The sequence below is a fragment of the Maribellus maritimus genome, assembly GCF_022267315.1.
Classification (GTDB): Bacteria; Bacteroidota; Bacteroidia; order Bacteroidales; family Prolixibacteraceae; genus Draconibacterium; species Draconibacterium maritimum.
In genome coordinates, this window is record NZ_JAIKLE010000029.1 from 1 (window position 1) to 13,559 (window position 13,559).

The 13,559-nt window shown below is 33.9% G+C and carries 11 protein-coding genes; 5 read left to right on the forward strand and 6 right to left on the reverse strand.

Going from position 1 to position 13,559, the window contains the following annotated elements:
* Positions 1 to 398: 398 nt before the first annotated feature.
* The 6 genes from K5G00_RS21145 to K5G00_RS21170 form a co-directional block, all read right to left on the reverse strand.
* Complete coding sequence (locus tag K5G00_RS21145; protein WP_238768243.1) at positions 399 to 1,436, reverse strand: PDDEXK nuclease domain-containing protein; 1,038 nt, start codon at positions 1,434 to 1,436, stop codon at positions 399 to 401.
* Between the two features lie 63 nt (positions 1,437 to 1,499).
* Positions 1,500 to 2,546 carry a nucleoid-associated protein gene (locus K5G00_RS21150; RefSeq protein ID WP_238768245.1) on the reverse strand — a complete coding sequence of 349 codons (1,047 nt, stop codon included), beginning with the start codon at positions 2,544 to 2,546 and terminating at the stop codon, positions 1,500 to 1,502.
* Positions 2,543 to 3,694 carry a GapS4b family protein gene (gene gapS4b, locus K5G00_RS21155; protein WP_238768247.1) on the reverse strand — a complete coding sequence of 384 codons (1,152 nt, stop codon included), beginning with the start codon at positions 3,692 to 3,694 and terminating at the stop codon, positions 2,543 to 2,545. Before gapS4b ends, K5G00_RS21150 begins: the two co-directional genes overlap by 4 nt.
* Positions 3,694 to 4,602 (reverse strand): GapS4a family protein, encoded by a 909-nt coding sequence (gene gapS4a, locus K5G00_RS21160; protein WP_238768248.1) that lies wholly within the window; start codon positions 4,600 to 4,602, stop codon positions 3,694 to 3,696. Before gapS4a ends, gapS4b begins: the two co-directional genes overlap by 1 nt.
* 1,070 nt (positions 4,603 to 5,672) lie before the next feature.
* Positions 5,673 to 6,191, reverse strand: a complete 519-nt coding sequence (locus K5G00_RS21165) for a PIN domain-containing protein (RefSeq protein ID WP_238768249.1) — start codon at positions 6,189 to 6,191, stop codon at positions 5,673 to 5,675.
* A gap of 24 nt (positions 6,192 to 6,215) precedes the next feature.
* Complete coding sequence (locus K5G00_RS21170; RefSeq protein ID WP_238768252.1) at positions 6,216 to 7,292, reverse strand: helix-turn-helix domain-containing protein; 1,077 nt, start codon at positions 7,290 to 7,292, stop codon at positions 6,216 to 6,218.
* Positions 7,293 to 7,548: 256 nt separating this feature from the next.
* Here K5G00_RS21170 and K5G00_RS21175 point away from each other — a divergent pair, with 256 nt between their 5' ends.
* The 5 genes from K5G00_RS21175 (at position 7,549) to K5G00_RS21195 (ending at position 13,559) form a co-directional block, all read left to right on the forward strand.
* Entirely contained in the window at positions 7,549 to 8,523 is a 975-nt protein-coding gene (locus tag K5G00_RS21175) for a hypothetical protein (RefSeq protein ID WP_238768253.1), read from the forward strand.
* A gap of 5 nt (positions 8,524 to 8,528) precedes the next feature.
* A complete protein-coding gene (locus K5G00_RS21180; RefSeq protein WP_238768255.1) occupies positions 8,529 to 10,199 on the forward strand; it encodes a ThiF family adenylyltransferase in 1,671 nt (556 codons plus the stop codon).
* Positions 10,199 to 10,660: a Mov34/MPN/PAD-1 family protein gene (locus tag K5G00_RS21185; protein WP_238768257.1), complete on the forward strand. Its 462-nt coding sequence runs from the start codon at positions 10,199 to 10,201 to the stop codon at positions 10,658 to 10,660. Before K5G00_RS21180 ends, K5G00_RS21185 begins: the two co-directional genes overlap by 1 nt.
* Positions 10,653 to 11,477, forward strand: coding sequence for a DUF6602 domain-containing protein (locus K5G00_RS21190; RefSeq protein ID WP_238768259.1), 825 nt, complete (start codon positions 10,653 to 10,655; stop codon positions 11,475 to 11,477). The genes K5G00_RS21185 and K5G00_RS21190 overlap by 8 nt, the downstream gene beginning before the upstream one ends.
* 1,077 nt (positions 11,478 to 12,554) lie before the next feature.
* Positions 12,555 to 13,559, forward strand: a complete 1,005-nt coding sequence (locus K5G00_RS21195; protein WP_238768261.1) for a DUF362 domain-containing protein — start codon at positions 12,555 to 12,557, stop codon at positions 13,557 to 13,559.

Sequence of the window (13,559 nt, forward strand, 5' to 3'; positions counted from 1 at the left end):
GAGAGAAATACGCGTTAGCAACAGTAGTTAATTGGCTCGGAAAGAATAGAGTAATTTATTTGAACTCTATTCTGGATGTGCTTATGTGGGGAATGAACGCTAACGGTTACCTGTATGTGGCGTAGCCGACTGCGGGCTACTTCCCTGTCAAACCGAGATGTAGTTGATGCGGGAGATGAACCTACAATTACCCACAAAACCGGCTATGACATATACAGATTGTTACCTGCTGGGTTTTATTATCTTTCATAGAACTACTTCATTTTCAATTTTAGCACTGTCCCGATTTTGTTTTCGGGTTGGCAAAAAAGCGTTGGAAGACAGACAAGCTCTTTTGCAATTTTTGGTCTTAGGATAGGCTTGTGCGAATTGCAAATGTGCTTGGCTGTGTGTGCTGGCTATTTCATCTTTTTCATTTGTAATCTTTTTCTTTCCAGTTCTATTACCTTATGTAATTTCTTTTGCAATAATTCTTTTGGTGGCAATTCAACCAAATATTCTGCTACTCTTATTCCAGATTCTTCAAGTTGTAATAATTCAATTTGTTCTTTTGAACCTTCAGCACAAAGTATTAACCCAATCGGAGAATCTTCTCCTTTTTCTGTCTCAAATTTCTCCAGGTAGCGAAGGTATAATTCCATTTGCCCCTTGTATTGTGCTTTAAACCTGTCAAGTTTCAGGTCAATTGCAACAAGACGTTTTAGTTTCCGATGATAAAACAACAAATCAAGCTTAAAACTGTCGCCATCAATTAACATTCTTTTCTGACGCTCAACGAATGTAAAACCTTGTCCTAATTCAAGGATGAATTTTTCAAGCTCTCGTAATATCGCATCTTCTAATGATTTTTCGCTGTAGTTATCTTCTAATCCCAGAAAGTTTAGAAAATACGGGTCACGAAAAACGAGGTCTGGACTTAGTTTGTTTTCGTCCCGCAATTCTTTGAGTTCCTTTTTTATTAGTTCTTCAGGCTTTTTCGAGATTGCTGTTCTTTCAAATAACATCGAATCAATCTTTTCATTCAATGTGCGAGTATTCCAGTTCTCAATTCTGGTCATTTGAATGTAAAACTCCCGCTTAAGTTCATCGTCTAAATAGATTACAGTTCGAAAATGAGTCCAACTTAATTGTCTACTCAATGCGTAGAGAATTTCTTTATCGGGAAAAGTCTCCGCAAAGCGTAGACAATGTCGAAGATGTTGTTCACTCCAACCTTTTCCGAATTCTTGAGTCAATTCCTTCGAAAGCGTTTTTACAACTTCTTTCCCATATTCTGCCCGTTTGTTTTCAAGAATTTCATTATTAACTCGATGTCCTATATTCCAGTACAAAATAGTTGTAGCAGCATTAACAGCAACCGCAACAGTTTGCCTTGCTTCTTCAATCAGTTGTTTGATTTCTGAAAACAGGTTGTTATTATGTGGTTTGATATTCATGATTCAAATATAATACTATCCTAAGTTTGTTTGTAAGGTAAATTACAGTTAGGATTGTATTGATTATTTTTCCTCGTTATAATATATTTTGTAATATTTCCTGCCGTCATTATCGATTCCCTGTTCTATAAGTTCTTTATTACCATGAATGTAAATGTGAAAATTTTTGTCCAGTTTGATTACACTCTTAAAGACTCGTGCCTGTTTTTTTACTGCGTTCGCTGAAATTTCAAAGCTGTCATCTACTTTAATGTCATTTTCTTGTTGATACAATTCATTGAAATTTTTAAATGACTCAATTATGTTATTATCCTGCAATACCTCACTTTCAAATGTTTGTTTGTTAAAATTGTCCTTTGACTTAAAAAATTCAACAGAGCGATTTAGTAGGTCAATTTGGTCAGTCCGTGTAATATCAAATTCCTTTGTCAACTCTTTGGTTATGTAGTTTTTAGTAATGCTTAGGAACTGATTCGTTTGAAAAAACTCATTACTCAGAGGTTTAACTTTCAAAAAATCATCTTTCCAGTATTGGGCTTCTACAGACTTATTTGCATTGTCAATTATGAACAGTTTATATCCGTCATCGGCATTTGTATTAAGAATTAGACAGCCTTTGTCGATACCTTTTAGTTCAAATCCATATTCATGTTGTATGTCAAAATTTGTTTGACCAGGATTCATTTTTAAAAAAGGGACATCTTTTTCAGATTTAAAAATTCCAATTGCATCAACTATCTCATCGTCAATAATAACCTTGGAAAAATATGAAACATTTAATTTGCCCTCTTTTATTTTCGGATGCATTGATTGTTCATAAAGTAGCTTGGCAATATCTTGAGATGAGTTTATGAAAAGGCTATTGTCTGAAAATAACTTTCTAACAACTGTATAAATTTCATTCATTTCAAGTTCAATGGAGTGAGAGAATGAATAAAACTCTTCTGTTTTAATCGGCAATAAGAAATATTTTAACAGTAAATTTTTTGTTTCTTCGTCAATCGTTGTTTCTTCTACTGATAAAACAATTTTCTCATCTCGTAATTTATTTCCAACAGAATGTGTTATTAAGTTATCTATTTCTATCTCAGTGAAATCTATATTCGTCATGACTTTGGTGTGTATTGTTTATGTAGGTTTTGCATTTTACTCCATTCATACTTTTCTGTTTTCATTTTCTCGAATTCTTTAAATAATTGCCGCTTTATCGAAGAAAGTGGGACATTGAAGTATTCGTCTTTGGGATTAATTTTCACAATATCTACTACTAATTCAATATTTCCAATTCGTTTTTTAAAATAATTTGGAAATCCAAATCTTATTTTACAATTTCCTTCAACTGAAGGAAGGGAAAAATCGTAGATAATTTCCATTTCAGAAAGCACCATAAACTTATGGAGTGATTTGTCTTTTAAAAACGGAATATTGTGTAAGACTTCACCGTTGATATTTAACTCTCGTACTTTTGCCAATTCCAGCCAATTAATATCATTCGGTAAATTTTCATTAGGGTCAGGTCCGATATCTAAAAAAGTTGCTTTTGAGAAATCAAAAACATCATCACCTTCTGTCATATTTAAGAAGAAGTTTATTCTTTCCTCATTTGTAAAGTCCTTAAAAAGAATTCTCTGAATATCTTTTTTGGGATTCATATAATTTTTCTCTTTGAAATGTCTCTCTAAGGCTCTTGATACTTTTTCTGCTATTTCAGTAGTTTCTGGTGAAGTATGCACTATTTGAAGCTGAACCTTGTTGTCTTTTGTTTTTACCTTTTCAAATGCAACTTGTCCCTTGAATTCATTTTTCCCTCTAAACCAAGCTTTACTATAATTCGTCGTTTCGCATTTGAAGTCCAGTATTATTTTATCTGGATTATTCCCAACCATTTTAAAGTTTGGATTTCCAACCACTTTATATCTCGGGAAAGTTGTTTTAATAACTTCTTGTATATTGAAATTGTCAGGAATTGCTGAAATCAAGGTTTTTGTTGATTCCCATTCAAGAGTCCGATTAATCGTTTTTTCTCTATCTTCTTTTACTTGGAGACTTTCTTTCAAAAATTCAAACTCATTTGGACTAAGTAAGGAAGTTGTAAGAATAGGGAATGTACTATCTTCATCAGTATTATTAACAAAAACACCTTTCATTCTTAGCAGAAGTCGACGTTCTCTGTCTTTAATAGATTCATGTTGCAAAACTGCTCGCAGGGATTCACCAAAAGGTAGAAATCTATCAATATTATCGTTTATTTTTTCCATTAGTTCCGATAGTTTTGGTTATAATTCTCAACTGAAATTGTATTTGTAAAGGAAAATTCCTCAAACATCTGAATGGCATTACTCACAATATGCTCATGTAATAATTTGTTGAAATCAGGAAAGGCAATAATAGTTTTTGATTGATAATTAGCAGTAATGTTTTTTGCTAAGCCTAACAGTTTTACAAGTTCCTCTTCTTCAAATTTTTCTTTAGAACAGAGTATCAGAGTATTTTTATCATCCTCCAATTGTACTCTCATTGGTAGAATATTCGATGCTAAATATTGAACAGGCATAATTCTGCCGTTTTTGGGGGTGTCGTTATCACTATTTAATCCAGTATTGAAATATGTGAACTCAATGATTTTTGTTGGGTATTTTCTTTTCGAGAACTCAATTGCATTAAAGAAGAATTCAATCTTGTCGTTATCAACGAGGAATATTCCATCATGATAAAAATCTTTAGGAGCTTCAAGTTTTGATAGCTTGAATAATAGGTCATTTGAATCATTATCAACATTATTAAGCCAGAAAAGAATTCCTCTGTCAAAGATTGCTTCCAAGTCGGAATAACTATTATTGTTTTTTGCCCTAATTTCTGATTTCTTAAATGATTCAATAGCTTTCCCTAAATCAGTATAATGACTTTTAAATTTGGCTACAGGAGAATTAGGATACTTGTCCTTACTATATTTTACTGATATTAAGACATTTTCTAAGGTCTTTGAAATCAAAGGACTTTTGTAATGAAAATAAGCATCAATCCCATGAGATTTTTTCTCATGTTTTTCGGGGTCAATGCTTGGGATATCAAAGTTTCTGACTAGTTGATGCCAACCTATCAAAGCGAGAAATTCTGCAACTATTTCTTCGCCAATTTCACCTATTCGTTTTGAAAATTCACCCATAATATATCAGTTTAAAGTTTGTTTAGAATTTGGGACTGGGGCACTCTTTTGCAAATTTTGGTTTGTGTGCCGGCTTGTGCGATTTGCAAATGTGTGCAATGTGCGTGGGCTTTCCTAACTGTCCCGAAGGGCAGAAGCGGGAGGGCAAAACAAAATCTCTTCGGAGTAATCATTTTAATTTTGGTTTAGTTATTTCATTTAAAATCAGTTTGTTTGCTTTTTTTCAACCTTGCAGGTAACGGTCACTTGTAAGTTGTCGTTGCGGATTTCGGAGCTCGTTCCTGTCCGGCAGGACGGAACGATGTTGCGAGAATCCAGCGAACGACGTACCACCAACCAAGACATATGATTCTATTTATGTGTTTGAAAAAGAGCAAGTTGCAGAAATAATTTTGCAGACAGGTAACGATTTAGAAACGAGCGAACTTCTGTTTGTTTCTTCTTTTTGCTCAATATAACAAAGAGCGACTTTTGCTTATAAAGATACGAGATTTTCCAATTTGTTCGATTGATTTAATAAATTTATAATCATAACAAGAGACAGCAGTTCAAGCCTATCAATCTCTATTGAATCTGTGGAGTCGGCAAAGGTGTTGTCGTTATTAATATGTAAACTATTTTGTGTCGAAGAACATGGCCTTACCGTTAAAAAGCCCTGACGAACTAAAATCTTTCAAAAGAAATATCTTACATAGACGAAATTTAATGCACCCTATACGAGAATGGCAACATTACCCAGAAAGGAAAAATCGTTAGTTCTGTCTTCCCCTTAAAATTAACATTTGGACGGATTTCAATTTCGAACTGATAGAGTAAATGAAGCCTTAGACTGTGTTCGTTTGATGGACGATGAATTAAGAGGAAATAAAAAAGGGGTTATTGGCTGGATTACAGTATTTCTTTCTCTTCTGTGCTATAAGTAAATTTCTAACTGCAATAATATATTGTAACAAGATCATAAAAATAAACAATCCCGCTGCAAGTGATCGGGGTATCTTTAAGGAATTAGTTTTTAACTCGTAGCAAGTGAGGGGAGCTAACCCCGAAAAGATTGGAGAAGAGTATCTTAATCAATTTGAACTCCATGCCTTTAGTCTTTTACGTATTTCATCCACTAAAGGCTTGTTGTTTTGAAAAATGAAGTTTGAAGCGACAAGTTGCTTCAATTTGTTTGCAGCATCTCTTTTTGTTAGAATATTTGCTTCCACAAGTTTATCAAAGATCCAAATCATTCCATGATATTCAATGTCTTTATTTTTTGCACAATTACGTACTGTTTTATCACTACTTAATACGCAGGCGTTCAGTTTATTCGCAATATGCAAGACGGATTTATCAGTTTCTGATAATGATTTTGGATAATTTTCAGAATGGATTTCAATAAAGTCCTGTTCCTTGAGATTGTGAATAATAAGCTTTTCTACCGATTGATAGGCATTTAAAACTTGCTGTTGCTTCTCAAACAGTTCAAAATAAACTGCAGATGTTGTATGTATTTCTATTTCGAGTTTGAAGAATAGAGCAACAAGATCTAAATCACATAGGTCTATAAATATACACGCATCTGTGACAGCTATCTTTATTTTCATCTTTCAGGCTAACATTTGGCGCGATCAAAACATTGGCTGATGCTCTTTTTTAAACTCAGCAACAGATTTATTGGTTAAGGAGGCTGCCTTAGAAATAGATACCTGCTCTTCTATTAGCGCGCGGAATAAAAGCTGTTCAAAACGGTTGCTTTTTTCAACTCCCTCATATTCAAAAGGTTCATCTACTCTCCAATTCATTTGTCTGAATAAGAAAAAGAATTGTTTTGTATAGTGTTCATTTGTAATACGACAATCTTTAGCTCGCATTGCTATTGCCTGCATGGAAATACCATATTGTTTTTTTATGTTGCCTAATTCATTTATAGATAATTTACTTCTATGATTGCCTAATTCTGCTTTTAAAGTTTTTTCAGGTAATAACATTGCTCCGGCAAATTGGTGGCACAGTATTTCTCTTTGTCGCGCCGTAATGTCTTCAAACTTTAAAAGTAGATGTGCTAATTCGTGAAGCAAAGTAAACCGTATTCTGTCTGGCTTATTAGCTTTTCTTTCATTATAAGCTACTACAGGAAGTTCAATATCATTATTATACTTCACAAATGTTTGCAATCCATCAAAATCTTCTGCAACATTCAATTTAACTACTTTGATTTTATGGTCTTCCAATAATTCTACCACATTGAAGATTGGACCAGTTCCCAAATCCCATTCACTTCTTATTCGTTCGGCAGCTTTACTTACTTGCATGCTATCTTTAACCACCGGAAAATCTTTCAATGGATTCTCAAATTCATTGGATAGACCTAAAATTTCTTCTAATTCTAAATAACGGGAGAGATATTCTTTAGTGGTCTCATTAATGATAGAGACTTCCTTTTGAGGCATTTTACTCAATTTCCTATATTCAATTTCACTCAGCTCAATTTTAGTTGTCCTGAAAAAATAATCAGGGCTAACTTTTAAGGCTTTGCTAAGCATCTGAATTTTCTCTGCATCAGGAATAACCTCTCCTTTTTCATAGCGGTGTAAGGCCTGACGCGACAAGTTTCCGCCTAATTCGTCAGCCAAATCTTGCAATGAAAAACCATTCATCAAACGGGCTGACTTAAATCGTTCCGCAAATATCGCTTTTGTTTCCATTGTAAATTTGTTTTTGTTATGCAAAGATACAAATAATGGTTGACAACAACAAAGATAAAGCTGTGAATCCATAGTCCAATTTTGTAACTATGACAAAATTTCACTTGCCATAAACGTCAATAAATAAGTTAATTTGTCATGTTTTTTGCGTTGGACACTGTAATTGACATAACTTGGTTGACAGATTTTGTTAATGGCATATATTTTGTAACTATTACAAATGTAGCAAGAGCATGTTTAATTTAAATATTTTCAAATGAATAAAAGTAAACATTTAGAAGAGGTAATTAAAACTCATCAGATTACCAAGGAAAAGGCTCTTTTAGACAAGCACATCCAAAAGAAAAATGAAGTCAAAGATGCTTTAGAAGAAAAGTACGGAACAGACATTTACCCTCCGTTTAATTCAGGTTCTTACGCAAAGAACACTGCGATTAACACTAAATTCGATTTTGATTTAGTTTCTCCTTTTAAACGCAATGCTTTTAGTTCTAGCGGGACATTAGAACAAATGTATAATGACGTCTATGATTTTCTTTACGATAAGTATAAGAATGAAGCAGAGGTGAAAAAGCAGAAAGTTTCCATTGGTATGGAATTTTACGCTGACAGTGACGGAGATGTTATCAAAATTGATGTAGTTCCCGGAAGAGAACTCAACCAAGATCAGTACAGTGATGACGAGAATCTCAACTTATATGTATATTATAAGTACGGTAACTTTGACGCAGGAAGTGAAAGAATTAAAACAAATGTGAAAACTCAAATCAATAACATCAAAGACAGAGCTACTAATGAGAAAGATTCCATTAGAAAAATTATCCGTCTACTGAAAGTCTGGAAAAACAATAAAGGTAATTACCCTACTAAGTCATTTTTTTTAGAATTAATAACAATCAAAGCATTTGACAACAACGAGATTACAGGAAATCTTTGGGAAAAGCTGAAAGTTGTGTTAGAATTTATTAGAGACAATGTCACCAAGGAAAACTTTACACTTAAGGATCCAGGAAATAGCTCTAATGACTTAGCTGATACTTTGACAACTTATGAGAAACAGCAACTGTCATCCGACATGGAGAATATGCTGAACCGGATAGGAGAAAATGATGAGAATCTGAAAACATATTTTCCGGAGAACCAAAAGTTTAAAGAAGAGGTTTCAAATAAAAATGAATATGGAACAAATTCAGGAATCCCGATTCCTCCTCCAAAACTAAATTTTGGGTAATAGTAATGAAAGGCAGGACCACTGAAATCAATACAATAATTGGAAACATTCCAGATGTAACAATTATCGAACCTTTTGAATTGAAAGATGGACTAACCAAGGGATGTATTTCCGTATTTGTTGAAGGTTTAACAGAAGCTATTCAATTCTTTGTAGAGATTTCTGAACAATACCCTTTCAAATGGCACGATTCCGAAACCATAAAATTCTTTAATAGTGAATTGCTGGATTATAAGCACATTATGGAAGACGGTTCAGCCTGTATACACACTGCGCATAGTCCTGTTTTGTCGAAAAAACTAAATTACGACATAGAGTCTGTTAAGGCATGGATTAAGAAATACTACATAAACAGAGAGTTAGACACCCACTATGAGCATTTAATAGTACCGAGACGAAAATTTAAGGATGCTTGTTTTGCATATTTCTTTAACGAGGTTGATTATCAATTTTCTAAAAATCAATATGGCTATTTGGACTATTCCACTATAAATATGGGGCATTTTCATAAGGATAGATGTACAAGTTCTATAATCCAATCCTTTAGGAATAAAGACAATAAAGAGCTTGTCGAGGCAAAATGGAATTTTCAAATAAAGTCTCTGGAAAAGCACATTGGAGTATACATATTCATAGAAAATACTCCGTCAAAAAATAACCGCTGGATTTTCGAAAAATGGGGAGATTTTGCAGACATTTTACCACCTGACTTTTTGAAGTTTCTTCATTTTGTTGAAGGACAGTTTAGAAAAAACGAAGGGGCTCATTTGCCATTAATGATTGGCTATAAGATCACCGAAAGCGAAATACATTGGCAGGCCGTTATGTTGGAAATAGGGAATTTCCCAATTTACGGAGAGAAGGTAAACCAACAATGGGTTTCTCAACTAGACAAAGAGCGTATAATTGATTGGGCGATGACCAGAGATTGTTCTTATAAGTACTTCTTTGGAAGAGGAAAGTTATGTGATAGAATTACTGAAAGCAAGATACTTATGATAGGTGTTGGTGCGATAGGAAGTATTGTTGCGAAAACATTTGTTCGTACAGGTTGCACAAAACTTGATTTTATAGATTTTGATGTAAAAGAACCTGAAAATATATGCAGATCTGAATACTCTTTCACAACAGGATTGAATAACAAAACGGATGATCTTATTTTTGAGCTGTTCCGGATATCTCCTTTTTTCGAACCAATAAAAGGAGGATATGAATTTTCTGAAACGTTTAATTATTTCATCAAGTCTAATTTATCCGACAACCAACTAAAATCTGAAATAGAAAAATATTTAAATAGTTACGACATCATTATCGATTGCACCGCAGATAATGATTTGCTTTATATATTAAGTCGACTCAACATAACGTCTTCGCTAATAAATTTATCAATTTCTAATCATGCTAAACATTTGATTTGTGCTACGGAGCAAAATAGATACGAGTTTATCACTACTCAATTTAATGGAAGCGTTTTAGAATTCGATACCGAAGATTTACACAACCCAACCGGATGTTGGAGCCCAACATTTAAAGCATCATATAATGATATTAATACGCTTGTCCAATTTTCAATAAAGCACATTAATTTAAAGATGGGGGAAAAAAAACAATTAAGAAATTTTGTAATCGAAACAGAAGATCAAAATGGATTTAATATTAAACTAAAAGAATTTTGATGCTGAAGGTAGAGGAAATAGGTTTAAGTCTGGAAATTGAAGATATGCTTCTCAATAGTTTGCTGGTAGAAGGGAAAAAGCATTATCCGAATGAGTTTGGAGGATTCCTTATTGGGAATTATTCTAATAACAATAAACATTTGAAATTAACAGATTCAATCCTGCCTACTAAATACAAATCCTCCAGACGTAATTTCGAAAGAACCACAGAAGGAATTGAAGAACAGTTGAAAAAAATGTATTATGAGAAACCATCGAAGTTTTATGTCGGGGAATGGCATACCCATCCCAACAATAGTACTATTCCGAGCTCAACCGATATCTCGGCGATTTACACAATCGTAAATATGCGGGATTCGTGTATAAAAAATCCAATTTTACTAATAATTGGATATACCAAAAGCCAAGTCGATTTCGGCTTCTATGTATATTTTAATAATAAGTTATACAGATATGAATAGCATTGACTTAAAGCAATTATTTAACGGCCTGCAGAAACAAATGTCTGCTTTGCTTAATACAAACAGGGAATTTATTGAACATCCAGGTTCAAAGGGTGATGCTTTGGAAAATGCTTGGATTGAGTGGTTAAGAAAATATCTCCCTAACAGATATTCTATTGATAAAGCGATTGTAATAGACCATAAGGGAAACACAAGCCAGCAAATGGATATAGTCATTTACGATAATTGGTATACACCATTTATTTTCAATCAAAATGGCTTTTACTATATCCCGGCAGAAGGTGTTTATGCCGTTTTCGAAGTAAAACCGGATATACAGGGTAATGTTGGAGATAAAACCTATATTGAATATGCAGGAGAAAAGATAGAGAGCGTAAGGATACTAAAACGAGAAGCGGCAAGCTTTATTAATGGTGGCATCAAATACACACCAAGGCCTTTGACAAAAATTGTCGGGGGAATTTTATGCAGCACCAATTCTTTTACGCACAAAAACAACGATACCATAACAGGACACCTAAAAGCATTACATAATTTAAAAAGTATTGACTTAGGCTGCGTTGCAGATTATGGGAGTTTCTATGTCGATTACAATCCGAATGAAGAAATTATGACTGTTGGTCAGGATGCTTACCTGGAATTCTACGCAAAACGAAAGTTCAACAAGATTAAGTTCAGTGATGCGAATCATTCCTTTGTAACTTTCTTTATGCAACTGACAAGATACTTGCAACAAGCAATAGGTACAATACCGGCAATCAACTTAAATGCATATCTTGAAAACATTGGGGAAGAAATTGATGAGCAAATATGAAATTAGTTAAAAACCCTAAGAGACCCGAATGGGTAAGTGGTTGCATTTAAGGTAATTACATTTTTTTTGAAATGTTTTTATTTTTAGTTCGAACACAGAAAAGCCCTGTAATTATAACTATTACGGGGCTTTTGTGAATTTTTGGTGAACCCTACAGTATAAAATTCGAACCATTTAATGGCAGAACTAAAGCAATTAGGAGATCTTTCGGTTTTATAAAATCAGTTGGGGAATCCTAATTCATAAGTAATTTCACTTACGTTTTACTCGGATCAAATATTTTATCTTTAGCCAAATCACTCTTTTTGCGATGAACATGTTTCAACGCCGACTTCCCTGTTTCTTTTTTTACCAAATCACCGAAATAATTAGAAGATAGGTTTAATTGTTCAGAAAGTTCGCTTCATAGGAGAAAAAAGTGTAATCTTTCAGGTGCTGATTCAGTGAAATCCCGTAAATCAAGTTAGGATGGAATATCAGGACATAGCCTTTTGGTTGAAAATATTCGTCTTTGCGATAAACACCTGAAATTTGCCTAGGCCCGATAAATACCAAAGTATCCTCTCCATAACTATATTTGCTGCATCTATAGGTCAAATTACTACACTTTATTTCTTTCAAAAATATACAGTATAATCCTAAATTCATATAGATATGCTGTATTGGTTTTGATTTTGAAAACTCAATAATACTTATCTATGGATGTAAAGTTTCCATTCCGTGTAGCACATTATAATGAGAAACATTATCCAGTTTTATAATATCGTTCATATAAATCTTTCTGTTTGAAAAAATTAAGCAAATATATCATGCTCATTTCGAATATTTTATTCATTAGTATTCAATCAGTAAAAATGGTATGAATACCTGTAATTTGTATAATAAAGAGACTATTCCTTTTACTGAACTTTGTAGCGTAAATAAAATTAATTCTTAGTCTCGATAATTAATTCCGATATTAGAATACCCCTCTTAAATTTTGGTACTTATTGGGTATTCAAGGCAAGAATAGAAAATTAGATTCAAAATTAACCAGTTTACAGAACCGGAAACATTCATTTTTAAAAGAGATAAATTATGGACAAGAATGTATCATCACGTCGCATGTTTTTGAAGAAACTCGCATTGTCCGGTGGCGCAATTACCCTAGCGAAGTATTCAAGTCTGGCAAATGACTTAAACTTCTATCACGATAAATCACCGGTCTTTTTTACAACTGAAATTAGCAATGAAAGTTTGCTGAACATCTATTCCAAAGTTTCAGAAGCACACAGTTTATCTGGGAAAATAGCTGTTAAACTCCATTCGGGCGAACCTGGAGGTCACCATTTTGCATCTCCGTCATTAATAAAAAATCTGGTGCAGTCGGTAAACGGGACTATCGTGGAATGCAACACGGCATATCAAGGGAAAAGGTTTGAAACAAAGAACCATAAACAGGTTATTAAAGATCATGGCTTTGCTTCAATTGCTCCTTTCGAAATTTTAGATGAAAACGGTTCGATTACTCTTGAAGTCCCCAAAGGGAAGAATATTAAAGATAATTATGTCGGGGCCGGTTTCGCACACTATGATTCTTTCCTTATTCTTTCACACTTCAAAGGACATGCTATGGCCGGTTTTGGCGGTGCTATAAAAAATATGGCCATTGGAATCGCTTCCTCTAAGGGCAAGATGTGGATACATACAGCCGGATTAAGCAAAAGCACTGATGATTTCGAACAATGTTTTAAAACAGAACAGGATCGCTTTTTGGAGTCTATGGCAGAAGCTGCTTTGTCAGTTGATGCCGCTTTATCAGGCAGGCTCATATATATTAATCTGATGAATAATCTTTCTATCGATTGCGATTGTGATAGTAATCCGGCACCACCCGAACTGAGTGATATTGGCATACTAGCGTCTCTCGACCCGGTTGCTTTGGATAAAGCCTGCGTTGATTTGATTCTTGCAGCCGATAAGGAGAAAAGCGCCGGCCTGCGTCAGCGCTTCGAAGAAAAAAACGGGCACTATTTGCTTGATTACGCCGAAAGCATCGGTTTAGGAAATCAATCGTATAAAATGATTTTAATGGATGATTAA